Genomic DNA, 24,018 nt, shown 5'->3' with positions numbered 1-24,018 from the left:
CCGACGCTATCAGCGCGGGTGGGGCAGGACCGCCTGGTTTTCCGTACCACCGTCAGCCGCCCGAGCAGCGCGGGCTGCCCGCCGGGCGAGGTCGGCGAACGCGTTCCGCAGCTCCGGGGGATCGACCACCTCGATGTCGACGTCCCATCGGCTGAGGGTCGCTGCCAAGCCGGCCCACGACCAGGCGCCGAGGCGGACCCGGCAACTGTTGTCGTCCAAGGGCTCGACGATGCCGTCGCGGGCGAAGGGGATGACGTCGGCTGCCGGAGCGGCCAGGATGACTTCTCCTTGGCAGGGCCAGGTGTTGGGGCCGGGTGAGCCTTTGAAGCGGGCGGCCAGGAAGGTGGCGGGGTCGCCGCCGGGGACTTCGCGCGGGGTGAAGCGGGGGCCGGTGGGGATGCGAGGGGTCATTCGGTCCGCGCGGTAGATGCGCCAGTCTTCGCGTGCGGGGTCCCAGGCGAGTAAGTACCAGCGGCCGGCCTGGGCCAGCAGGTGGTGCGGGTGGACCCGGCGTGGTGCCACCAGCGGGCCGTCGTCGCGATCGGTCGGGGATCGGTAGTCGAAGCGGAGTTCTTCCCGGCTGCGGATCGCGGCGCCGATCGCGATCAGTACTTCGATGTCCGCCTGCGGATCGCCTTCCTCCGGCTGCTTGACGATGGCCGTGTCCAAGGCGTCGAGTCGGGCCCGCAGTCGCTTGGGCATCAGTTGAGTCACCGTAGTGAGCGCCCGAGCCGCCGCCTCCTCGATCCCTGCGCCGACGAGCGCCGCAGTCCGGAGCGCCACGGCCAGCGCGACGGCTTGCTCGTCGTCGAACAGCAGCGGAGGGAGGTGAGCGCCCGCGTCCAACCGGTAGCCACCATCGGGCCCCTTGATTGCGCGGACCGGGTAGCCGAGTTCGCGCAGCCGGTCGATGTCCCGGCGTACGGTCCGCGAGGTCACCCCGAGGCGGGCGGCCAGCAGGTCGCCCGGCCAGTCCCGGCGTACCTGCAGCAGGGACAGCAAGGACAGCAGGCGTCGCGAGGCGGACGGCGCGGAATTGATCGGCATGGATCTCATCATCCATCAAGTAGTGGACGTTCCCTGTCCGCTACTGCTGCGACTGTTCGGTTGTCGCCGGAACCGGTCCGGTGGACAACGAACAGGAGACAACGCATGTCTGTGCAGACGGTCGCTCACCTCAACTTCCACGGCGAGGCACGCGAGGCGCTGGAGTTCTACGCGTCGGTGTTCGGTGGGGACCTCACCATCGCCACCTACGGCGACTTCGGGCTGCCGAAGGAGCTGCCCGACGCCGGCAAGGTCGTGTTCGGCCAGGTTGCCGGCGGCAACGGATTCCAGCTGATGGCGTACGACGTACCGGGCGAGACCACGCCGGCCACCCCGGCGCCCAGTACCCACCGGGCGAACGGCACCACGATCACCACCGAGAAGTTCTTCCTCTCGGTGCGTGGCGACACGATCGACGAGGTCACCGCCTACTGGAAGGCCCTCTCCGAAGGCGCCACCGTGATCGAGAACCTCGCCCCCGCCCGATGGGCCCCCGCCTTCGGCATGCTCACCGACCGCTTCGGCATCACCTGGATCATCGACGTCGCCGCGACGAACCGCCAAGGCTGATCGGCGCCGTCACGCCAAGGTTCTGTGGGCCAGGTCGTGGCCGAGGGTTTGGCCGGTGTAGTGGTCCAGGCGGGTGTGGATGCCGGCGTAGAGGCGGCTGAGGCCGGCCTCGTCGGCTATTGCTTGTAGGGAGCGGAAGGTGCGTGTTGCGCCGGGGAGGAGTTCGGAGGTGACGGTGAGGTGGAGGCGGGGGTCGAAATGCTGGGACAGCAGGGTGGCGGCTGTTTGGGAGATGACGCTGTGGGCGCCGGGATAGGACGGGTCGGGCGGGGTGTTGGCCAGCGGGGTCCAGGTGGGGTCCGCGGCGGTGGAATGGTTGCCGTCGGCATCGGCCAGGCGGATCGCGGTGATCGGCCGCCAGATCCGGAAGTGGTACTTGGCGTCGTAGAACGCGATCACGGCGTCGGCCAGCGCCAGGGTGAGCTGGGCGAAGACGGCGGCGGCGCGGGACAGGTCGTGGTGCTGGGTCCGCAAGGCGGTTTGGGTGATCTCGTTCCAGTAGTTCCAGATCGGGGCCGCCCAGAAGTTCGCCTGTACGGTCTGGTCGGCCGTGCGGGTGGTGCTGTTGTTCCGGCCCAGTCGCCGGACTTCGTTGATCGCGGCGGCGTACCGGCGGCCGGCGAGGTCGGGGTACGCCTCGGGGCGGAAACGGTCGGCGCGCTTGATGAGGAACGGCGTCACGCCGGACCAGTGCGTGAACACCGGCGCGGCGTTGGCGGGCGGCGTAGGCCGGTACTGGCCGGGCTCGGTACCTGGGGCCAGCGGCGGTGGTACGGCCGATGAGCCGTCGTGGTCGCGCAGGTCGAGCAGCAGCCGAGCCGTCAGGCGGCCGGCGGCGATACCCGATTCCCGAGCCTGCGCAGGGCCGGCACCGACCAGCGACGCCTCGAGTTGGCGGCTCAGACTTGCGGCCTCGGTCGGGTACAGGGCAATGAGAACGTCGTGCCCGGCTTGGGCGGCCGCGGCGATCGGCGACGCCCCCGAGGCCGCATGGACGGCGAAGAGGTACGGCGTGCCTTTCCCGGTCGTGGCGACCACCGCGTTGTGGATCGCGGCGTGCAGGATCGCGAAGCTTCGGGTCGGGTGGATCGTGGGCGGTTGCAGGCCTGGCGTGCGGACGATCCGGAGCATGGCCTGATTCCAGGCGATCACCACGTCGGCGCCCGCCCGCACCTGCCGGGTCAGTTCGAGGGACGGGATGCGGGCAGCGGTATGAGCGGCGGCGAAGCCGGTGCTGGTCGCTGCGACGGCGACGGCCGCGGCGGTCGTGCCACCGGCGATCAGCAGGCCGCGGCGGGAGATTGGAGATGTCACGATGACTCCAGGGAGAGGATTCGATGGACGCCATGGGGATAGCCGGCCGGGTTACGAGCAGGACCCGTGTAACCCCCGCACCTATTACTGGTGTGGTGTCGTGTCGGTCCTGACGGGCGAAGGTGACGGTGGCGGGTGGCGGGACAGAGATCGTGGGGGCGGCAGCCGCCCGAACGGAGACCGGACGCGCCGGTTCAGCTGCACGTGGTGAGCGACGACAGCTACTCCGACTGGGAGTCCGTCTACAACGACAACGTGGACCGGGTGTACCGGCTCATGTACATCAAGGTCGGCAACCGGCCGGACGCCGAGGATCTGACGGCGGAGGTGTTCGTGACCGCGCTGAAGCCGTTGCGGCTGACGGCGAGCATCGGCGAGGTCCGGGCGTACCTGCTCGCGACGGCACGGACGGTGCTCGCGGGGTACTGGCGACGGACGCTGGGGCGCCAGATCACCCGGCTCGAGGAGGACTGGGCGCTGACCGAGCCGGTGAACGATGCCGGGGACAGCGGCGCGGTCGCCCGGGCGGCGGCGATCCTGGCCGAGTTGCCGGATCGGTACCAGCGCATCCTGCGGTTGCGGTTCATCGACGCCTGTTCGTTGAAGGAGGCCGCGATCGAGCTGGGAGTGACCGTGGGCAACGCGAAGGTGCTGCAGCATCGGGCGCTTCGCCAGGCCGCGGCCGTGGCAGACAGAATGGAGGGGTGACGATGCGCGGAGTACGCCGATTCGTCGACGACCTGCTGAACCGCCGTCGGACCAGACCCGCTGCCGTCGACGAGGCCGACGAGTCACAGATCCGGACCGCCGTCACCCTGCGTGCCGCCGGCCCGGACAGCACCCCGACCGACGACTTCGTCAACTCGCTGCGCGAACGCCTCCGGACCGAACTGGACGACGACACGTCAGCTGCGCACGAGCCGGCCGACGGTACGCCGGTGCGCGAACTGCGCGGCAGCAGCCGTCGGCGGTTCGTCGCGTCGATCGCGGCGGCCTCCGCGGCATCGGTCGCCATCGGGGTGGCTGCCGGGGAGGCGCTGGGCGGTGGCGGCGAGGCAGTGACGGCGGAGCCGGGCGAGCAAACGATCACGCCCGACAACGGTGAGTGGCGGGGGATCGTCGCCGCGAAGGACCTGCCGGACGGCGCGGTACGGCCGTTCGACACCGGCAGCATCTCCGGATTCGTCCACCGCTCCGGCGACCAACTGAACGCCGTGTCCGGGGTATGCACCCACCTGGGTTGCAAACTCGCTCTGGACGGACCCGCGCGACAGCTGAACTGTCCGTGCCACAACGCCGCGTTCGGCGTCGACGGTGCGGTGCTGCATCACCGGCTGCCGATCGCCCTGCCACCGTTGCCGAAACTGAACGTTCGCGAATCCGACGGAGTCGTCCAGGTCTTCGTGCCACCCCGCCAGGCGTAACCCCGGCCCCTATCAAGGGGCATGAGAATACGACGTTTCGTCATCGCGCTCGCGACGGTCGGTTGCCTCACGACCGTCGCCGCGTGCGGTACCGATAACCAGGCTCAGCCAGCCGCCAAGCCCGCTGCCTCCGGCTCCGAGATGCCAGGGATGTCGATGTCGCCGGCGCCGGCCGCCGGCCCCGCGGTCGTGGCCGATGCCGTGGACATCAAGGAGTTCGCGTTCGGCCCGCAGGACATCACCGTCAAGGTCGGCACCACCGTGACGTGGACCAACGACGACCAGGATCCGCACACGGTGACCAGTCAGAACGGCGACGGCCCGCTGAAGTCGAGCACCCTGCAGAAGGGCGACAAGTACGAGTACAAGTTCACCAAGGCGGGCACGTTCGGCTACTTGTGCACGATCCACCCGTTCATGACCGGCACGGTGGTGGTCACGGCATGAGCCCCGAGGACGGTCACAGCCCGGAAGGCATGACCCGCCGGCAGTTGATGCGGCACACCGCCTGGTTCGGCGCGGCCGTCGTACTGACAGTCACCGGAGGCGAGGTGATCAGCCAGATCGCCCGCGCGGACGAGCAGCCGGCGGCGCTGGCAAAGGACCCCAACGCGTTGCGGTTCCTCCAGATCAGCGACAGCCACCTCGGCTTCGTAGGGACGGCGAACACGGCCGTCGAGCAGTCCTTCGCCGAGGCGATCCAGCAGATCAACGAGCTGCCGTACCGATCTGATTTCGTCATGCACACCGGCGATCTGACCCATCTGTCGACGCCGGCCCAGTTCGACCAGGTCAAGCAGATGATGAGTGGCCTGAACACCGGCCACGTGTTCACCGTGCCGGGCGAGCACGATTCGATCGACGATCACGGGCAGAAGTACCGCAAGGCGTTCGGCAAGGGGACGGTCGGCGACGGGTGGTACAGCTTCGACCTGCGGGGCGTGCACTTCATCTCGCTGGTGAACACACTGAGCCTCGAAAGCCTCGGGCATCTCGGCGCGGATCAGATCGAGTTCGTCCGCCAGGATGTCGCGAAGCTGTCCTCCGACACCCCGATCGTCGTCTTCAGCCACATCCCGCTGTTCGCCCTGTATCCCAAGTGGGGCTGGGGAACAGACGATGCCACTCAAGCGCTCAGCCACCTCAAGAGGTTCTCCTCGGTGACCTGCCTCAACGGCCACATCCACCAGCTCTTCACCAAGACCGAGGGCAACATCACCTTCCACAGCGCGACCACCACGGCGTACCCGCTGCCGCGCCCCGGCGAGCGGCCGGCGCCGAGCCCGGTCACCTTGCCGGCCGGGAAGCTCAAGGCCGCGCTCGGCATCCGCGAGGTCCAGTACGTCGAAGGCACCGAACGCCTCGCGATCAAGGACGTGGAGCTCGCATGAGGACCTTCCGCCCCACCCTCACCGCCCTGCCGATCTCCGTCTGCCTGGCGATCGCCGGCTACATCCACGCCCAGCTGTACGTCCGCAGCTACCACGCGATTCCGTACATCGGCACGTCCTTCCGCTGGGACGCCGCCGCCTCCTTCGCCATCGCCGCGCTCCTGCTCCTCCGGAACGCGCCTGTACTCCGAATCGCCGCCATAGCCCTTTGTCTCAGTGGCCTGGGCGGCTTCATCGGGTCCCGGACGATCGGCCTATTCGGCTTCACCGAACGCGGCTGGCAACCGGCTCCCCAAGCCCTGCTCAGCGTGCTGGCCTGGGTTGTCGCGCTGGTCGTGCTCCTGATCCCCTTCGCGCAGCAACTCGCGGGCCGCCATCCATGGGGTGTCGGCGCGGTGGAGGAGATAGACCGCGGCCGCACCGACCACTGAGAAGGCCATGCCGGTGAGGGTGGCGGTGTTCCAGCCTGCGACGAGGGTTGCGGGCGTGCCGGCCGGGTGGACGGCGATGATCGTGACGACGGTGACGCCGATGGCCGCACCGACGTACCGGCTGGTGTTGTTGATGCCGCTGCCCGTGCCGGCTCGGTCCGGGGGAACGCTTGCGACGGCCTCCCGCGCGAGGGTTGCGTTGACGACTCCGGTGCCGACACCAGCTACGACCAGGCCGCCGATGAGGTGCCAGGGTGCGGACGTCGGGGTGAGCAGGGTCATGGGGATGAGGCCGATGGTGATGACTACGAGCCCGCCCGCCATCTTCGCGCCGCCGGACAGGCGTGGGGGCAGGTGGCGGGTGAGTAGGGCGGCGGCGACGCTGATCGCGGACCAGGACAGGAGCAGGACGGAGGCGAAGACGGGGGAGCGGGCCATTCCGCGTTCGAGGACCGTACAGAAGAAAGACAGCAGTGCGGTGATTCCGGCGCCGGAGATGAACGCGGCGAGCGTTGCTGCACTCAGGGCCGGGCGCCGGAACAGCGTCAGGTCGAGCATCGCGCCACTCGCCCGCCGCTGATGCGTGACGAAGCCGGTGAGGAAGACGACCGCGCCGGCCATCAAGCTCAACTCGAGCAGGCTGGTCCAGTCCTGGCGGCCTTGGGTCAGCGCGGCCAGGAGGCAGGCCAGGCCGATGCCGAGTAGGAGTGCGCCGATGACGTCGATCGTGCGGGCTCGGCCGGAGCGGGACTCTTCGAGCCGGAAGCGGCCGACCAGGGCGAGGCCGAGGGCGAGCACTGTGAACAGTAGATAGCTGTACCGCCAGTCGGCGGCAGTATCGATGAGGGAACCTGCGAGCGGGCCGAGAGCGATGCCGGCGCCGAGGCTGGCTCCCCAGATGCCGGTCGCGCGAGCGCGGGCCGGACCTGGCGGCGACGTGTGACTGATGATCGCCAGGCCGCACGCGATGACCGCTGCCGCGCCGATCCCTTCCAGGACTCGGCCGAGCACGAAGACCAGCGCGTTCGGCGCCAGGCCCGCAACCGCCGAGCCAATGCCTAGTACCAGCGCACCGGCGGTGAACACGCGCCGCCGGCCGAAGTCGTCTCCGATCGCGCCTGCGGTCAGCAGGGTGATCGCCAGTCCGAGGCTCATCGAGCTGAGGATCCACGAGGTCGCGATCGTGCTCGCCTGCAGCCCGGCGGCGACCGAGGGAACGATCGACAGCGGCGCGGTGAAGACGCTGAGGGCGAGCAACGTGCCCCCGGCCGTGATCGCGAGACCCGGCCGGTGCGGGGCGGGCGTGTCCATGGATCCTCCAGAATGGTTCGGTCAGCGAACCGATCTGAGGTTAGCACGGTTGGTTCGGTGAATGAACTATCCTGGGGGAATGGCTCTTCCCCGCGAATACCTCGATCAGCCGTGCTCGATGGTCCGGGCGCTGGAGATCGTCGGCGAGCGCTGGTCGCTGCTGATCATCCGCGACGCGTTCTTCGGCATCCGGCGGTTCACCGACTTCTCGTCCCATCTGGGCATCCCGCGCGCCGTGCTGACCGAACGCCTGGAGTTCCTGGTCAGTGAGGACGTACTGGCTCGCACGCCGGGATCGGGGCGCAGATTCGAATACGAGCTGACCGCAAAGGGCCTGGATCTGTGGCCGGTAGTCCGATCCCTCACCGAATGGGGCGACGCCCACTACGCGCCCCAAGGCCCGCGCCGGGTCTTCACCCACGCCGACTGCGGCGGCCAGCCCGACGCAACCAGGCGATGCTCCCGCTGCGGCGAAACGGTCCCGGTCGCGGCGATGCTGATGGAACCGGGCCCCGGCATGGTGGCGTCGCCGAAGGCCGATCCCATCAGCGCGGCCCTAGCCGAACGACGGCCGCTGCTGCAGCCGGTGGAGCCCTGAGTCGATCGCGTCAGGCGCAGTACCCGGGCGGATGCTTCGGCGGACTCGACGTGGTCCGGCAGCGAGGCTTCGCGTACGCCGATCAGCCGCACCGGACCGTCGTCGAGAACGAAGGTCAGGGTCAGCTCAGGGCTGCTCCAGCGCAGGAGGTTCCTCCACGGGTCTCGTTTCGCCGTCGGTCCGGCGGTGGGTCTCGAGCAGGTCGTCCTCGACCGTGAACAGGTGGACCGCCATCCGGATCCGGGCGCGGTCGGGGTCGTGCGCGGTCAGCGCGGCGAGGATCGCGAGGTGTTCGGTGTGGGCGGTCTCGTCGGCGCCCGGTTGGGTGATCGATCGGCGGAGCCGGTCGCGCATCGTTCGTCCACCCAGCGCGTTGATCAGTGCCGCCAGCACCGGATTGCCGGCCGCGTCCGCGATGATCCGGTGAAAGGCGATGTCGTTCTCGATCACCGTCTCGTGATCGGGCTCGTCGAGCCGCAGTTCCGCCTCGTTGTGGCGCAGCAGTTCGGCAGCGGCGTCGAGGTCGGCCGGCGCGATCTGCTGGGCCGCGATGGCGGCCGCCTCGGTCTCGAGCATCCGCCGGACCGCGTGCAGATGGTGCGTTCCGCTGCCGTCCTGCAGGTCGACGACGAACCCGATCGGTGCGAGCAGCATCGACGGCTCCAGTTTGGTGACGTAGGTGCCGTCTCCTTGCCGGGTCTCGAGAACTCCCATCATCGACAGCGCCCGGACTCCCTCACGCAGCGGGTTCCTGGAGACGCCGAGCGCCGTCGCGAGGTCCTTCTCGACCGGGAGCCGGTCACCGGACCGGAGCCGGCCGTCGATGATCATCTGCCGGATGCTCTCGATGACGACATCGGTCTGGGAGGTACCGGGCGCTTTGTCGACCACCTTGCCCGGCGTCATTGCTGTGGGTCCCGTGCCGGGGCGGACGACCAGTAGGCGCCGTCCGGAAACCGGTAGGTCTGAACTGACTCCCTGTGCATCTCGGCACTGTAGCCGGGAGCGGTCGGCGGCACGTACGCTCCGCTCTGGACCACACAGGGGTCGACGAAGTGTTCGTGCAGGTGGTCGACGTACTCGGTGACGCGGCCCTCGAGGCTTCCGGACACTGCGACGTAGTCGAAGACCGCGAGGTGCTGGACGAGCTCGCACAGACCGACACCACCTGCGTGCGGGCAGACCGGTACGTCGAAGCAGGCCGCGAGCAGGTAGACCGCGAGTACTTCGTTGACGCTGCCGAGGCGAGCCGCGTCGAGCTGGCAGAAGTCGATCGCGCCGGCCTGGAACATCTGCTTGAACAGCACCCGGTTCATGCCATGCTCGCCGCTGGCGATGCCGATGGGTGCGACCGCCTTGCGGATCGCGGCATGGCCGAGGATGTCGTCGGGGCTGGTGGGCTCCTCGACCCACAGCGGATCGAACTCGGCTAGCGCCTTGATCCACTCGATCGCCTGCGGGACCTCCCAGACCTGGTTGGCGTCGATCATCAGGTGACCGTCCGGGCCGAGCACCTCGCGAGCGATGCCGCAGCGCCGGATGTCGTCGTCCAGGTCGGCGCCGACCTTGAGCTTGACGTGTTTGTAGCCAGAGGCAACGGCTTCCTCGCAGAGCCTGCGCAGCTTGGCATCGGAGTACCCCAGCCATCCGGCCGAGGTCGTGTAGCACGGATAGCCGGAGGCCTCGAGCTCCTCGATTCGTTGCCTGCGGCCCGGTTCTTGCCGCTCCAGCAGGGCAACGGCTTGCTCGGGGGTCAGTACGTCCGCGAGGTACCGCAGATCCGCGGCGTCGACGAGCTGCTCGGCGGACATGCCGCTCAGTAGCCGCCACAGCGGTACGCCGGCCCGCCGGGCGGCCAGATCCCAGACCGCGTTCATGACTGCCGCGAGCGCCAGGTGGATGACGCCTTTGTCCGGGCCGAGCCAGCGCAACTGGCTGTCCGACTGGAGTTCCCGGTAGATCTCGCCGGGGCGATCGCACAGCCCGTCGACATCCCGGCCGACCAGTGGCTCGGCACGCTGAGCGGCGGCCGCGACGCACAGGTCGTTGCCGCGCCCGATGGTGAAGGTGAAGCCGTGCCCGGCGAGGTCCGGGTCGTCGGTGTGCAGGACGACGTACGCCGCCGAGTAGTCGCCGTCCTTGTTCATCGCGTCCGAACCGTCGCGGGTCAGCGAGGTCGGGAAGCGGACGTCGACGACCTCCACCGAGGTGATGCGTGGCATGGCGGCCCCTCAGGTCCGATCCCTATAGATGGGATCTTTCTTCCGATTCAACGGCTTTCAGTATGGACCATGCGGTGCAGCAGCGCTACGATCCCGGAAATTCATAGGATTAATACCTCGTCATCTCGACGGAGGACAGTGGTATGAGCAACCTGGTGAGCTCGGACCGCGCCGCGACGCAGCGGCTGTTCTACGACCGCCCGGCCGGCAGCTGGCTGGAGGCGTTGCCGCTCGGCAACGGCCGCATCGGCGCGATGTGCTTCGGCGGTGTCGGCACGGATCGGATCGGACTGAACGACGAGACGCTGTGGTCGGGCAGTCCGGAGACCGCGCGGCTGCTGTCCACTCCGCTGGGTGCGACCGGCGCCGAGGCGGTCGTGGCTGTGCGCGACGCGCTCGAGGCCGGCGATGTGCGCCGAGCGCATGAGTTGGCCCGGGGGTTCCACTCCGGCTACAGCCAGGCGTACCTACCGTTGGGCGACCTCCTGCTGGAGGCACGGGCCGGTGGCGCCACTCCGGCCGCGGGCGACGTTGCGCAGTACCGGCGGGAACTCGATCTCGATGCGGCGACGGCAACGGCGGAGTACGAGCTCGGCGGGGTCGTGGTGCGGCAAGAGGTCTTCGTCAGTGCGCCGGACGGTGTGCTGGTCGTGCGAATGACCGCGTCCGATCCGGTGCTGGCGCTGACATGCCGGCTGACCTCGCAGTTGCCGTCGCAAGCTCAGGCCGCTGCCGATGGGCTCGGCTTGTTGCTGCAGGCCCCTGCTGATGTCGCTCCTCCGCATCGCGACGTCCCGGAGCCGGTCCGGTACTCCGAAGGCCCTGATCGCGGCATGGCAGCAGCCATTGCGCTACGGGCCGCGAGCGACGGCGAGATCCGGGCCGATGAAACCGAGCTCAGCGTCGAGGGCGCGAGCGAAGTCACGCTGATCCTCTCCACGGCCACCGGGTACGCCGGGCCGTCGGCCGCGCCGACCCGATCGGCGGCGGAGTGCTGGGCGGACGCGGACGCGACGGCACTCGCCGCGCGAGCCCGTCCGTACGCCGAACTCCTGGCCGATCATCGCGAGGATCACCAACGGCTGTTCCGTCGGTCGGCGCTCGAGCTGGCCGGTCCGGCCGGGCAGGCTGACCTTCCGACCGACCTGCGGATCGCGCGCGAGACCGACGCGGAGGATCCTGCGCTGGCAGCGCTGCTGTTCAACTACGGCCGCTACCTGATGATCGCGGGCTCGCGGCCGGGCGGCCTGCCGACCAATCTGCAGGGGATCTGGAACGACATCCTCCGGCCGCCGTGGAGCAGCAACTACACGGTCAACATCAACACCGAGATGAACTACTGGCCGGCGGAGACGACCAATCTGTCCGAGTGCCACGAACCGCTGCTGCGCTACATCGGTCAGCTCGCCCAGGCCGGGAGTACGACGGCCAGGGAGCGGTACGGCTGTGGTGGCTGGACCGCGCATCACAACGCCGACGCCTGGTGCTGGTCGTTCCCGGTCGAAGGAGATCCGCGCTGGTCGAACTGGCCGATGGCAGGAGCCTGGCTGGCCCGTCATCTGTGGGACCACTACGAGTTCACCGGCGATCTGGAGTTCCTCCGCGAGTCGTGGCCCGTGCTGCTTGGCGCCGCGGAGTTCTGCCTCGACTGGCTGGTGGAGATGCCGGACGGCACCCTTGGTACGGCGCCGTCGACGTCACCGGAGAACGACTACCTCGCCGACGACGGACAGCCCGCATCGGTGACCCGGTCGGCGACGATGGACCTGGCCCTCATCGCGGATCTCTTCCAGCGGGTAGCGCAAGCCGCCGGACTGCTCGAGATCGTCGACGCCCTTGTCGATGAGCTGTCCGCTGCCCGCAAACGGCTGTCCGAGCCATCGATCGGTGCTCGCGGACAACTGCAGGAGTGGGCGGCCGACCTCCCCGAAGAGGATCCCCATCACCGGCACATGTCGCACCTCGTCGGCGTCCATCCCGGCGATGCGATCACGCCGGACAGTACGCCGGTCCTGGCAGCCGCGGCAGCGCGCACGCTGGACCTGCGGGGCGACGAGGCCACTGGCTGGTCGCTGGCCTGGAAGATCAACCTGCGGGCCCGGCTCCGCGATGCGGTCGCCGCGCACCGCCTGGTCCGGGCATTCCTCAGGCCTGCGGACGACACCGCGACGGGGCGGCCTGGCAGCGGCGCGGGTGTCTACCCGAACCTCTTCTGCGCACACCCCCCGTTCCAGATCGACGGCAACTTCGGCGCGACCGCAGGGATCGCGGAGATGCTGCTGCAGAGCCATACCGGCGAGATCGAGGTACTGCCCGCACTGCCGGTCGACTGGCCTTCCGGTCGGGTGACCGGTCTGCGTGCGCGAGGCGGCGTCTCGGTCGACCTCGCCTGGTCCACGGACGGAGTGGACGTGACCCTGACCGCGGATCGGAACCAGGAGCGCGTCATCCGCTCTGGCGACGAACGGATCACCGTCCGGCTGAGCGCCGGCACAGCCCACCGTCTCAGCTTGAGCTGACGACGCCCAGGCAGGAGGAGGCCCCGATGGCAGCAATCCCCACCACCATCCCGCCACCCATCGGCGAAGCACCGCCACGGCCACGGCCGCGGCGGCGCCGGCGCGAACGCACCACGGTCGTCGGCCTGCGTCGCAGTCTGCGGCGGCACTGGACGCTGTACCTGCTGATGGTTGTCCCGCTGGTCTGGTTCGCGGTCTTCAAGTACATCCCGATGTCGAACGCCGTGCTCGCCTTCAAGAACTACAACGTGATCCAGGGCATCTGGGGAAGCTCCTGGATCGGCTGGCAGAACTTCGAGGTGTTCTTCCAGAACCCGGTGTTCTCGACCCTGGTGAAGAACACCTTCCTGCTGTCGGTCTACACGGTCGCGGCCGGCTTCCCGCTGGCGATCGTCTTGGCGCTGGCGCTGAACGAGGTCCGTACCGGCCTCTTCCAGCGGACCGTGCAGATGGTCACCTACGCGCCGTACTTCATCTCGACCGTGGTGGTCGTCTCGATGACCATCCTGGTGCTGTCGCCGCGGTTGGGCATCGTCAACGAGGGACTGGGATTCTTCGGGGTTCCCGCCGTCGACTTCCTGGGCAATCCCGACTACTTCCGGCACATCTACGTGTGGTCGGACGTCTGGCAGACCACCGGATACTCGGCGGTGATCTATCTGGCGGCGCTGGCGGGGATCGACCCGGCGTTGCACGAGGCGGCGAAGGTGGACGGCGCCGGGCGGCTGCGCCGGATCATCCACGTCGACCTGCCCGGGATCATGCCGACCGCGGTGATCATCCTCGTGCTCGCCGTCGGCAACATCATGGCGATCGGCTTCGAGAAGGCCTTCCTGCTGCAGAACCCGCTGAACCTGAGCCAGTCCGAGATCATCGCCACCTACGTCTACAAGACCGGTCTGCTGAACGCCGACTTCAGCATGGCGACCGCGATCGGCCTGTTCAACTCGGTGATCAACCTGGTCCTGCTGCTGATCGTCAACGCGATCGCCAAGCGAGTCACCGGCAACGGACTGTGGTCATGAGCACGGCCCAGCGGATCCGGGAGTCGCGCTCGGACCGGATGTTCATGTTCTGCGTCTACCTGTTGCTGACCGTCTTCCTGCTGGTCGTGCTACTGCCGCTGCTGTACATCGTGGCCAGTTCCTTCAGCAGCCCGCAGGCGGTGTCGTCGGGCCGGGTGCTGCTCTGGCCGGTGGACTTCTCGCTGCGCGGGTACCACGCGGTGTTCGAGAATCCGCAGGTCGTCCAGGGGTACGCGAACTCGTTGTTCTACACGGTCGTCGGCACGATCGTCAGCGTCACGATGACGATCGCGATCGCCTATCCGCTGTCGCGCCGGACGCTGGTCGGCCGCAACCTGGTGATGACCCTGATCCTGTTCACGATGCTGTTCACCGGCGGCCTGATCCCGACGTACCTGGTGGTCCAGCAGGCCGGCCTGCTGGACACCCGGTGGGCGCTGATCATCCCGCAGGCGATCGGGGTCTGGCAGGTGATCATCGCCCGCACCTACTTCCGCACGGCGATCCCCGAGGAGCTGGTGGAGGCCTCGCAGCTCGACGGTTGTGGCGACCTGCGGTTCCTCTGGTCGGTGGTCATCCCGCTGGCCAAACCGATGATCGCGGTGGTCGCGCTGATGTACGCCATCATGCAGTGGAACTCGTACTTCGACGCCCTGATCTACCTGAAGAACCCGGACCTGTTCCCGCTGCAGCTGGTACTGCGCAACATCCTGATCCTCAACACCACCGGCGGGGGAGCGGTCGACGCGTCCGTCGCGCTGCAGCGGCGGGAAATGGCCGACCTGCTGAAGTACTCGCTGATCGTGGTCGCGAGCGTTCCCGTGCTGCTGATCTATCCGTTCGTCGCGCGCTATTTCACCAAGGGAATCCTGATCGGCGCCGTGAAGGGCTGATCCTCGGCACCATCTCTACCCTGTGAGGGAACCATGTCTGGACAGTTCGGAAAGCGGAGGCGTGCCGCGGTTGCCGGTGCGAGTCTCCTGGCACTCGCCCTGGCCGCTTGCTCAGGAGGCGGATCGTCGACGACCGCGGGCAAGCCATTGCCGACCATCACCGGGAATCCCGCGGTCACTCTCGACGTGTTCGCGCCGCAGTCGGCCGACTGGAACCTGGCCACCAACGACTTCACCAAGCTGGTGAAGCAGAAGTTCAACCTCAGCATCAAGTGGCAGACCACGACGTTCGACGGCGGGCCCGCCAAGGAGAAGCGGCAGATCTCGCTGGCCAGTGGCGACTATCCGGACCTCTACCTGCTGATCCCGTGGGTCGACCAGTTCAGCCAGGCGGATCTGCTGAGGCTGTCGAACCAGGGCGTCGTCGTCGCGCTGAACCAGCTGATCGACCAGTACGCGCCGAACATCAAGAAAGCGCTGGACGCCTCGCCGGGCTACAAGGAGATGGCGACGGCGCCGGACGGGAAGATCTACGGGATGCCGCAGTGGGTGGACTGTTTCCACTGCTCGTACCAGGACAAGCTCTGGATGAACACGACCTGGCTGAAGAAACTCGGGCTGGAGCAGCCGAAGACGACCGAGGACATGCGCAAGGTCCTGCAGGCGTTCAAGACGCAGGACCCGAACGGCAACGGCAAGGCCGACGAGGTCCCGCTCAGCGCCGATGTCCGCGACAGCTTGATCCCGTACTTCATGAACGCCTTCATCTACGACCCGCAGGGCACCAGCGGCAACAACAACTCCACCCTGGTGCTGAACGACGGCAAGGTCGACATCCAGGCCAACAAGGACGGCTGGCGCGACGGTCTGAAGTACCTCAACTCGCTGGTCAAGGAAGGCCTGATCGACAAGGGCGCCTTCACCCAGAACCCGGACGCGCTGATCCGGCAGGGCGACTCGGGCAGCGTACCCGCGCTCGGCGCGGCTACCGTGCTGCACTCGGGAGAGTTCGTCACCATCGGGCAGGCGGACGGGCGGGACAAGCAGTACTACGCCGTCCCGCCGCTGACCGGGCCGAGCGGCGCGAACTTCACCGGCTACAACTTCCCGAGCGTGCCCGGAGCGACGTTCGTGCTGACCAGCAAGGCGACCCCGGAGGAGCAGATCCAGGCGATCAAGATGCTCGACTACATCTTCACCGACGCCGGCCAGATCAACGGGCAGTTCGGCATGGAGGGCAAGGGCTGGACCAAGCCCGGACCCGGGGACGTCGCCCTGGACCAGTCGCTGAAGCCGGTGTTCAAGCAGATCCCGCTGAAGCCGGGCTCGAAGCCGTTGAACTCGGGCTGGGGCGCGCTCGCCCAGTACAACAACACGGCCCAGTTCCGCAACTCCGAGGCGATCGCCCCCGACATCAACTCGCAGCCGGGCTATGAGCGCCGGTTGTTCGAGGCAACCAAGTTGTACGCCGGCAAGGAGGACAAGGCCCAGATCTACCCGTTCTGGAAGGTGTGGATCGACCCGTCCCTGGCGAGCGAGGTCGCGACACTGCAGACGAACCTCGAGAACTACGTCCAGCAGAACGCCCTGCAGTTCATCACCGGCTCGAAGAACATCGACACCGACTGGGACGCCTACGTCAAGGGCCTCGACGGCCTCGGGCTGAAGCGCTACCTGGAGATCCAGCAGACCGCCTACGACAAAGTGCCCGGCAAATAGCCGGCTGACTGGCGGTTAGCGTTAAAACCAGATCCAGCCTGACTGCATCTTGACGTGACCCGCGCGGCTCACTAGCGTGCGGGTCACGGATTTTAACGTTAATAAGATGCAGGTCAGGGAGGCCGGGATGGCGCCGGTGCCGCATGGGCATGTGACGTTGGTGCAGGTGGCTCGCTGGGCAGGGGTGTCGGCTCAGACGGTGTCGAACGCGGTCAACAATCCCGAGCGGGTGGCGCCGGCGACGCGGGAGCGGATCCTGGCGGCGGTCGAGGAGCTGGGCTACGAGCCGAACCTGTCGGCGCGGGCGCTGCGCAACCGCAGCTCGTCGCTGATCGCGTTCAAGACCCGGCCGGCCCGGACCGACAAGGCCTCGCTGCTGATGGACGAGTTCCTGTACGCGCTGAACGCCGCCGCGGCCGAGGCCGGCTACCACCTGATCCTGTGCCATGCCGAGGACGGCTCGGCGAACGAGATCAAGGCCTACCGGGACCTGCTGAAGAAGACGTCGGTCGACGCGTTCGTACTGGCCGAGACGCATCGCAACGACGACCGGGTCTCGGCGCTGCGGTCGTGGGGCGTGCCGTTCGCGTCGTTCGGCCGGTCCTGGGACGGTGACGAGGCCACGTCCTGGGTCGATGTCGACGGCCGCGCGGGCACCCGGGCGGCGACCGAGCACGTCGCGGCGCAAGGGCACTGCCGGATCGGTCATATCGGCTGGCCGGCCGAGTCCGAGATCGGCTCCGAACGTCGCGAAGGCTGGCTCGAGGGATGCCGGGGGCGCGAGCTGGAGACGGATCTCCAGGCGGCGGTTGCCGACACCCTGGAGGCGGGGCGGCAGGCCGCGCACCGGATGCTCGATTCGTCCCGCCCTGCCACGGCGCTCGTCTGTGCGTCCGACACGCTCGCCCTTGGCGTACTCCGTGCGCTGCACGAGCGGGGGCTGCGTCCAGGGGCCGACGTCGCGGTCACCGGGTTCGACGACTCACCGACCGCAGCACTCGTGAGCCCCGGGCTCACCACCTTGCACCAGCCGATCGACGTCGTCGGCCGGCAGCTGATCCAGTCGATCGACAACCTGCTCGCCGGCGATCTGCGGGATCCACAGCACGTCTTGCTGGAACCGGAACTGATCGTCCGCGGCTCCAGCCTTCCAGGTCCACCGAGGCAGTGAGGGGATACCGATGAGGACCCGAACGAAGTTGCTCGCAGCAATCACCGCCGGGGCGCTGTTGCTGCCGGCCCTGACTTCCTTGCCGGCGGCGTCGGCGACACCGTCCAACGCGTTCGTGGTCAATACGGAGAAGCTCGCGGGTGGTACCGGGGTGGCCGGGGTGATGGATCTGACCGCCTACGGTGACCTCGACTGGGTCCATCCGGCCGGCACGGGTACCGAGCGCAAGGCCGGGGTCGCGCCGTCGATCACGGTCGACAACCTCGATCCCGCTGCTGCGCAGACCACTCTCAACGACAGCCCGCTGTCGTTCCGGTGGTCGGACGGGACCTCGACGGCATCGAGCACGGGGATCACCACGGGCGGGGTTTTCAACTCGGCCGGCGCGGCGGGCGGCTACCGGATCACGGTCGCGCCGGCGGATTCGGCCCGGCGGTTGGTGTTCGTGGGCGGGATCTGGCAAGCCCGTGGCACGGTCAGCGTCGCTGCGGCGGACGGGAGCGGTACGGCGTACACGACTCCGATCAGCGCCACCGATGCTGCTGTTGCCAAGCGCTACACGGTGACGATCCGGCCGGGGGAGGGCGTGGTCGTGACGGGCAAGTTCACCGAGAAGGTCCAGCCGGCCGGGAACGTGTCGCTGTCCGCGGTCGCGCTTTCGCGGGTCGCGTCGGCGGCCGGGCCGAGCTTCACGGCGACGGCGCCGCCGGTCTCGATGGATCTGACCGGTGAGGGGCCGAGCGACTGGCTGCATCTCGATGGCTCGACGATCAATCGCAGTTCCGGCGTACCGGCTGGGACGGCTCGGCTTGCTGTCGCGAACCGGCAGGCCGGCGCCGCGATCGGTGCGCAGAACGACAACCCGGTGACGTACTCATGGACCAACGGCACGCCGACCGGGGCCCAGGCGGGCACTCGGCAGGGCGGCATCTTCTTCGCCGATGGAGCCGACACGGGCGTGGATCTTGGCGGGTCGTACGGCTTCGACCTCACGGTCCCGGCGGCGGCGAGCGGACGGACCGTACGGTTCGTGTCCGGCGCCTGGCGCGCGGCCGCGACCGTGTCCGTCTACCTCAACGGCGCTGCGACGCCGAGCTTCGTCAGTAGCGATCTGGTCAGTTCCAACGACGCGGTCACCCGGCTGTACGAGCTCACCATCGCCGCCGGCGACTCGGCCCGGATCAGCGCGCAGCTGCTCCGCAAGACGCATGCCTCCGGCAACGTGACGCTGGCCGGCGTGACTCAGTCGGAGACGTCGGCCGATGGGTACCGTTCGCTCACCCGGACGCTGCTCGCGCGGGCCGCGTCGGCTGACTTCAACGCAGCCAGCGAGGCGGCGCAGCAGCAGCTCGACGGCGAGATCACCTCGGCGACAGCGGTGATCGGGGATGCCTCAGCTCAACGGGACGAGCTGCGGCTGTCCTACCTGCTGCTCAAGGCTGCTTTCGACGAGGCTGGGGTGGCGGCGGCTGGAGCGGAGTACACGAACGTCACGAACCCGGGGCTCACCTCGTCGTTCGGATGGGAGGGCGACCTGAACGCGCCGATCGCCTTCATCGACGGGAGTTACAAGCTGCGGAGCCGGGGCGACGCGATGGTGACGTTCGGGGTGCCGAACATTCCCGGCAAGATCAAGTGGACGAACGCCGAGGGGTATCTGCCGGCGTTCATCAGTGAGTACGCCAAGGACGGGCTGCAGATCCAGGTCGAGAACTTCGCGGATCTGGTCGTGATCGGCGGGAATCGGTTCGAGGTGGCGTACTCGCGGATGACTGTCACGAACACGACCGCGGCTACCGCCCGGTTGCCGCGGGTGTCGGGCCTGTTGACGCCGCTCACCGCTACCGCCGCGTCGACGACGATCGGCGCGGGGGAGACCGTGGTGCGCGACTATGCGGTCGCCGCTGATCGGTTCGGGGCGAGCTACGACTGGCCGTCCGCGCTGCAGTTGCAGCAGGCGGGATCGTTCAGCAAGCACTACAAGGACATGCGGAAGTACTGGAACACGCGGCTGGCGGCGATCGCGCAGATCACCGACCTGCCGGATCAGCGGCTCGTCAACGCGTACAAGGCCGGCTACATCTACACGCTGATCATCCGGGACGACATCGACGGCGCGAAGCAGTTGCACGTCGGCGAGAACGGGTACGACGAGATGTTCGACCACGACACGATCGGCATCGTGGCCACCCTGCTGACGATCGGCGACTTCACCTACGCCCGCGACTACCTCGCGACGCTGCCGGCCCAGCTCCAGTACGACGACGCCAAGTGGAAGTACAGCTGGCCGTACGCGCTGTACCTGCAGCGGACCGGCGACAAGGCCTTCGTGCGCAGCCAGTTCGAGACGATCAAGAAGAACACCCACATGGTCGAGACGGACCGGATCGACGGCGGTACCGGCATCATCAAGCAGACCTTGGCGATCGACTCGCTGGGCTACTGGACGATCGACAACTGGTCGGCGCTGGCCGGGCTCACGACGTACCGGTACCTGGCCACGGCACTCGGTGAGACGGCTGAGGCGGCGTGGGCCAAGGCGGAGTACGACGATCTGCTGCGGGTCGCGACGGCCCGGATCACCCAGACGATGCAGGAGCACAACCTGGACTACATCCCGATCTCGATGGTCGAACCCAACGAGACCGGGCCGCGCAAGGATCCCCGGGACGCGAACTGGGCGTCGATGTTCCTGTTCGGCCGGTGGGCCTGGGACGGGTATCTGTTCGGCGCGGAGCAGAGCGGGGTGATGCTCGACAAGATCGACGACACCTACACGCACGGCTTCGACCGTCGCAAGGACATCTCGGACACCATCTACAACTTCGGCGGCTATCCGCACGGCTACTACTCGAGCGCGTACAACGCCGGGTACGGGAGCTCCGCGCTGCGGGGTGAGCAGTACCGCGATCTGGGGATCAAGGCGTACCAGTTCATGATCTCCAAGTCGCAGAGCGGGCCCTTCGGCTGGTGGGAAGGTGTCGGCTATCCGAGCGCGAACTCGCCGTGGGACATCGACCACGCGTCCGGCGGCGGCGGCTCGAACCAGCACATGTGGGGACAGTCGACGGCGACCAAGGTGCTGTTCGACTCGCTGATCGCGGAGAAGTCCGATGGCACGCTGATCATCGGCCGCGGCGTACCGGGCGAATGGCTCGCCGGCCGCCAGAAGCTCGCCGTCGACAACTACCCGACCTCCGACGGCAAACGCGCCGGCTTCCGGCTGACCACCAACGGCAAGTACCTGTCACTCGAACTGACCGGCGCTTCCGCTACGGCGTACAGCATCGAACTCCCGGCGCTGCGCAACAACATCGCCACCGTCTCGATCAAGGGCGCCGTGGTCGACCAGTCCGCGGGCACCGTCGTCCTCCCGGCCGGCACGACCTACGCGACAATCACCTTGCAACGCCCCTGACCGCATCGGGTGCAACCTGAAGGAGCGGGCTTTCCGTCTTGGGGGAGACATGGAGAGCGGAGGCGAGGATGGCGGAGCGTGACAAGGCGTTCGCCGAGTTCGTGGAGGCGGCGAGTCCGTCGCTACGGAGGACGGCGTACCTGATCGGCGGCGACCGGCACAAGGCGGACGACGTCGTCCAGGAGACGCTCTACCGGCTGTACCTCGCCTGGCCGAAGGTGCAACGGGCCGGCAACCCGTTCGCCTACGCCCGCCGGACGCTGGTCAACGTCGCGTACGACGGTGGCCGGCGGCCCTGGCGCCGGGAGGTCACCAGCGCCGAGGTCCCGGAGCGCGCCGTCGAGAACGGCGACTTCGCGACCGGGCACGCCGAGCGTGACGAAGTGCTCGAAGCGCTGCGAGCACTCGCCCCACGCCAGCGTGCCTGCGTCGTCCTGCGGTACTACGAGGACCTCTCGATCGAGCAGACCGCGGAGATCCTCGGCTGCTCGGAGGGCACGGTGAAAAGCCAGGCCGCGCGTGGCCTCGACACTCTCCGCAAGGCCATCGATCGGCGCCGGAGCCCGGCGCTGTGAAGGAGAACGAGATGGAAGACACCCGCGAGGTCAGCGCTGAACTACGCCGCCTGGCCGACGCCGAACCACTGGACCACTTCGACACCGCGACGGTCGTCACCCGGGGCCACCGCGGCCTGCGCCGCCGGCGCCTGCTGGGTGCCGGCGGTGCCGTCGCCGGCGTCGCCGCGGCAGCCCTCGCCGTCACCCTCTTCCCGAATCCGGGCACCACCGGCAACACTCCCGGTGTGGCCGCGGCCGAGAACTCCCAGTTCGGCCCGGTCCCCGGCGTACCTCGTGGCGAGGACGGCGCCGCCCAGCGGATCTCCAAGCAGGAGGCCGAACGCCGCTGCGCGCTCCGGTACCCCGGCGCGAAGAAGCCGCTGATGAAGACGTCCGGCTTCCGGTCCGTGAGCTCGCGCGCCTACGCACTGAAGAACGGTTCCACCGGCCCCTTCTTCTGCATCATTCCCGGCGGGGACAAGCCGTCGGCCGCACTGGTGGCCGCCGCGAAGGCGGATCCGTTCCCGGACAACCCGGCCGGCCAGCTGCGCAACTGCTCGGTGAACGCCTGGGTCGACATGACCAACTGGCACATCCAGGTCTCCGACCGCTTGAGCCTGACCGAGAAGAACTACACCGGTTTCAGCGGCGCCCTGCTGATCGCGACCTCACCGTCCGGCAAGACAGTGATCGCCTGCCAGCTGCCGATCGACGAGATCCGGGGCGGCGGCTACGGCTGGGGCGTCACCGCCCTACGCCTCGGCGACCTGGGCACGGACTACCCGCGAGTCCCCTGGCCTGACGGCACCCGCGGCAAGGACATCGCCGCGATCCACCCCGCGGGCACCGATTGCCAAGGCACGGCCGGCGGCCGCTCGCTCCCGACCGGTTGGGGCCGGGCACCGGCCAACACCGCCAAGGTCGTAGTACAGATCGGCTCCGGCCCGACCTACGAGGCGCCCCTCGCAGACGGCTGGTTCGCCTTCACCGCCCTGGACAAAACCCCCCACTCCACCGCCGACCCCCTGAAGGTCAGGGCCTACGACCAAACCGGCAAGCTCCTCGCCAAGCTCTACCCCGAGAAGTGATCCAGGAGCCGGCCCGGGACCACCCGGGCCGGCCCCTTCTTCAAGACACTGACACCGTATCTGGTCCTCAGTACTCGCAAGCGGCACAGCGTCGGGGGCTGTCGGCCTAGTGGTATGCCTGGCCGCTGTGCTCCTCACCAGGGGCACTGCTTCCCCGAGCAGTACCGCCGACGTATCCGTCACAGCCAAGGCCAGCGGGCCCATCTAGCCCACCTACGAGTCCATCGGCGGCGCCCTCCCATGGGCGACCACCCGCGGTCAACTGTGGGTGCTGGATGCCGTGGCTCGTGCGCGGAGGCCGAGGCTGAAGAGGTCGGCCTTCGGCTTTTGTGATGACTCGAGTTTGCGGTAGGCGGTCGGCGTGACCCCGACCTCGGCCAGGAACTGGCGGTTGAAGTTGGCCATGTTCCGGTAACCGCTCCGCTGGCCCACTTGGCCGATGGAGGCGTCGGTGGTGTCGAGAAGGCGGCGTGCGTGGGCGATGCGCAGCTTCTTGACCATCGCGCTGAAGGTCATGCCGGCGGCACTGCGGAAGTACTTGGAGAAGGTCGATTCGGACATGTGCGCAAGCCGGGCGGCGGTCGACAGCCGGATGTCGTCGGTGAGGTTTTCGAAGATGTACGCCAGACCCAGCTCGACGGCGTTCTGCGAATTGCCGTCGGCCGGCCGGCCGAGCCATTCGCTCGCGACGATCTCACGCTCGTCTCGAGGGGCTCGGGCGAAGATGCCCAGCAGACGGAAGAGGCCGGCGACCTGTTCGGCACCATCGCCGCGGACAACGTCGAGGATGGTCTCCGCGGCCTGCCAGGCGGTCGTTCCGTAGAAGACGATCCCTCGGGCCGCTGTACATGATCCTCAAGAGCTTCGGCCTGCTCGACAACATCTACATGCTGGCCATCGTCTACGGTGCGGTGAACCTGCCGGTGACGGTGTGGATGATGCGGTCGTTCTTCCTCGAGGTGCCGTTCGAGATCGTCGAGGCGGCGCGGGTCGACGGGGCCGGGTTGTTCCATGAGATCGTGCGGGTCGTCCTGCCGCTCGTGCTGCCGGGCGTCGCGGCCGCGGCTCTGATCAGCTTCATCTTCAGCTGGAACGAGTACTTCTTCGCCACCCTTCTGACGAGCAACGCTGCGCGGACCACTCCGCCGTTCCTTGGCAGCTTCGTCGACGGGCGGGGCCAGTTCCTCGCCGTCCTGTCGGCGGCGGCGACGATCGCCGCACTGCCGGTGATCCTGGCCGGCTGGATCGCGCAGAAACAGCTCGTCCGCGGGCTGTCGATGGGGGCCATCAAATAAGCCCTCACGACGATGCGGACAGGGC

Annotated in this window: 22 protein-coding genes; 16 read left to right on the top strand and 6 right to left on the bottom strand. The window is 68.2% G+C overall.

Translation table 11 applies throughout. The features are described 5' to 3' along the window. Positions 1-9: 9 nt before the first annotated feature. Positions 10-1,047, bottom strand: coding sequence for a helix-turn-helix transcriptional regulator (locus ABD768_RS39290; protein ID WP_344849463.1), 1,038 nt, complete (start codon positions 1,045-1,047; stop codon positions 10-12). Between the two features lie 105 nt (positions 1,048-1,152). Here ABD768_RS39290 and ABD768_RS39285 point away from each other — a divergent pair, with 105 nt between their 5' ends. Continuing rightward, positions 1,153-1,617, top strand: coding sequence for a VOC family protein (locus ABD768_RS39285; protein WP_344849461.1), 465 nt, complete (start codon positions 1,153-1,155; stop codon positions 1,615-1,617). A 9-nt stretch (positions 1,618-1,626) separates the two neighbouring features. On the opposite strand, the gene ABD768_RS39280 is transcribed toward ABD768_RS39285, so the two are convergent. Next, a complete protein-coding gene (locus tag ABD768_RS39280; protein ID WP_344849459.1) occupies positions 1,627-2,931 on the bottom strand; it encodes a vanadium-dependent haloperoxidase in 1,305 nt (434 codons plus the stop codon). Between the two features lie 207 nt (positions 2,932-3,138). On the opposite strand from ABD768_RS39280, the gene ABD768_RS39275 reads away from it, so the two are divergent. The 4 genes from ABD768_RS39275 to ABD768_RS39260 are packed head-to-tail and all read left to right on the top strand — an operon-like array spanning position 3,139 to position 5,746. Continuing rightward, a complete protein-coding gene (locus ABD768_RS39275; protein ID WP_344849457.1) occupies positions 3,139-3,639 on the top strand; it encodes an RNA polymerase sigma factor in 501 nt (166 codons plus the stop codon). Positions 3,640-3,641: 2 nt separating this feature from the next. After that, complete coding sequence (locus ABD768_RS39270; protein WP_343974419.1) at positions 3,642-4,355, top strand: Rieske (2Fe-2S) protein; 714 nt, start codon at positions 3,642-3,644, stop codon at positions 4,353-4,355. A 21-nt stretch (positions 4,356-4,376) separates the two neighbouring features. Further along, on the top strand, positions 4,377-4,802 hold the full coding sequence (locus ABD768_RS39265; RefSeq protein WP_344849455.1) for a cupredoxin domain-containing protein: 426 nt from the start codon (positions 4,377-4,379) through the stop codon (positions 4,800-4,802). Next, positions 4,799-5,746, top strand: a complete 948-nt coding sequence (locus ABD768_RS39260) for a metallophosphoesterase family protein (protein WP_344849453.1) — start codon at positions 4,799-4,801, stop codon at positions 5,744-5,746. Before ABD768_RS39265 ends, ABD768_RS39260 begins: the two co-directional genes overlap by 4 nt. 254 nt (positions 5,747-6,000) lie before the next feature. Here the strand turns inward: ABD768_RS39260 and ABD768_RS39255 are convergent, their stop codons facing one another. Next, on the bottom strand, positions 6,001-7,488 hold the full coding sequence (locus ABD768_RS39255) for an MFS transporter (RefSeq protein WP_344849451.1): 1,488 nt from the start codon (positions 7,486-7,488) through the stop codon (positions 6,001-6,003). 79 nt (positions 7,489-7,567) lie between these two features. Between ABD768_RS39255 and ABD768_RS39250 the strand changes: the two genes are divergently transcribed. After that, complete coding sequence (locus ABD768_RS39250; RefSeq protein WP_344849449.1) at positions 7,568-8,086, top strand: winged helix-turn-helix transcriptional regulator; 519 nt, start codon at positions 7,568-7,570, stop codon at positions 8,084-8,086. Between the two features lie 126 nt (positions 8,087-8,212). Here the strand turns inward: ABD768_RS39250 and ABD768_RS39245 are convergent, their stop codons facing one another. Both ABD768_RS39245 and ABD768_RS39240 read right to left on the bottom strand, forming a co-directional pair. Beyond that, positions 8,213-8,992 (bottom strand): FadR/GntR family transcriptional regulator, encoded by a 780-nt coding sequence (locus ABD768_RS39245; RefSeq protein WP_344849447.1) that lies wholly within the window; start codon positions 8,990-8,992, stop codon positions 8,213-8,215. Continuing rightward, positions 8,989-10,308, bottom strand: a complete 1,320-nt coding sequence (locus ABD768_RS39240; RefSeq protein ID WP_344849445.1) for an L-fuconate dehydratase — start codon at positions 10,306-10,308, stop codon at positions 8,989-8,991. Before ABD768_RS39240 ends, ABD768_RS39245 begins: the two co-directional genes overlap by 4 nt. Before the next feature lie 143 nt (positions 10,309-10,451). Between ABD768_RS39240 and ABD768_RS39235 the strand changes: the two genes are divergently transcribed. The 8 genes from ABD768_RS39235 (at position 10,452) to ABD768_RS39200 (ending at position 22,698) form a co-directional block, all read left to right on the top strand. Further along, on the top strand, positions 10,452-12,827 hold the full coding sequence (locus ABD768_RS39235; RefSeq protein ID WP_344849443.1) for a glycoside hydrolase family 95 protein: 2,376 nt from the start codon (positions 10,452-10,454) through the stop codon (positions 12,825-12,827). Between the two features lie 26 nt (positions 12,828-12,853). Further along, the gene (locus tag ABD768_RS39230) at positions 12,854-13,852 is read left to right on the top strand and encodes an ABC transporter permease (RefSeq protein ID WP_344849441.1); all 999 of its coding nucleotides are present in this window, start codon (positions 12,854-12,856) and stop codon (positions 13,850-13,852) included. After that, positions 13,849-14,745, top strand: coding sequence for a carbohydrate ABC transporter permease (locus tag ABD768_RS39225; protein ID WP_343974229.1), 897 nt, complete (start codon positions 13,849-13,851; stop codon positions 14,743-14,745). Before ABD768_RS39230 ends, ABD768_RS39225 begins: the two co-directional genes overlap by 4 nt. A gap of 33 nt (positions 14,746-14,778) precedes the next feature. Beyond that, on the top strand, positions 14,779-16,464 hold the full coding sequence (locus ABD768_RS39220) for a type 2 periplasmic-binding domain-containing protein (RefSeq protein ID WP_343974232.1): 1,686 nt from the start codon (positions 14,779-14,781) through the stop codon (positions 16,462-16,464). Positions 16,465-16,570: 106 nt separating this feature from the next. Beyond that, positions 16,571-17,635: a LacI family DNA-binding transcriptional regulator gene (locus ABD768_RS39215; protein WP_344849437.1), complete on the top strand. Its 1,065-nt coding sequence runs from the start codon at positions 16,571-16,573 to the stop codon at positions 17,633-17,635. A 10-nt stretch (positions 17,636-17,645) separates the two neighbouring features. Further along, complete coding sequence (locus ABD768_RS39210; protein ID WP_344849435.1) at positions 17,646-21,053, top strand: sugar-binding protein; 3,408 nt, start codon at positions 17,646-17,648, stop codon at positions 21,051-21,053. A 68-nt stretch (positions 21,054-21,121) separates the two neighbouring features. After that, positions 21,122-21,628 (top strand): SigE family RNA polymerase sigma factor, encoded by a 507-nt coding sequence (locus ABD768_RS39205; protein ID WP_344849433.1) that lies wholly within the window; start codon positions 21,122-21,124, stop codon positions 21,626-21,628. Positions 21,629-21,639: 11 nt separating this feature from the next. After that, on the top strand, positions 21,640-22,698 hold the full coding sequence (locus ABD768_RS39200; RefSeq protein WP_344849432.1) for a hypothetical protein: 1,059 nt from the start codon (positions 21,640-21,642) through the stop codon (positions 22,696-22,698). Between the two features lie 258 nt (positions 22,699-22,956). Here ABD768_RS39200 and ABD768_RS39195 read toward each other — a convergent pair whose 3' ends face one another. Next, a complete protein-coding gene (locus ABD768_RS39195) occupies positions 22,957-23,259 on the bottom strand; it encodes a helix-turn-helix domain-containing protein (RefSeq protein WP_344849430.1) in 303 nt (100 codons plus the stop codon). Here ABD768_RS39195 and ABD768_RS39190 point away from each other — a divergent pair, their 5' ends adjacent. Continuing rightward, positions 23,260-23,550, top strand: coding sequence for a hypothetical protein (locus ABD768_RS39190; RefSeq protein WP_344849429.1), 291 nt, complete (start codon positions 23,260-23,262; stop codon positions 23,548-23,550). Continuing rightward, a complete protein-coding gene (locus ABD768_RS39185) occupies positions 23,547-23,993 on the top strand; it encodes a carbohydrate ABC transporter permease (RefSeq protein ID WP_344849428.1) in 447 nt (148 codons plus the stop codon). The genes ABD768_RS39190 and ABD768_RS39185 overlap by 4 nt, the downstream gene beginning before the upstream one ends. Positions 23,994-24,018: the final 25 nt, after the last annotated feature.

It is taken from the genome of Kribbella ginsengisoli (assembly GCF_039537185.1).
GTDB classification, from domain to species: Bacteria; Actinomycetota; Actinomycetes; order Propionibacteriales; family Kribbellaceae; genus Kribbella; species Kribbella koreensis.
Note: the sequence above shows the minus strand (reverse complement) of the source record. Positions and strands in the feature narration are given on the sequence as shown.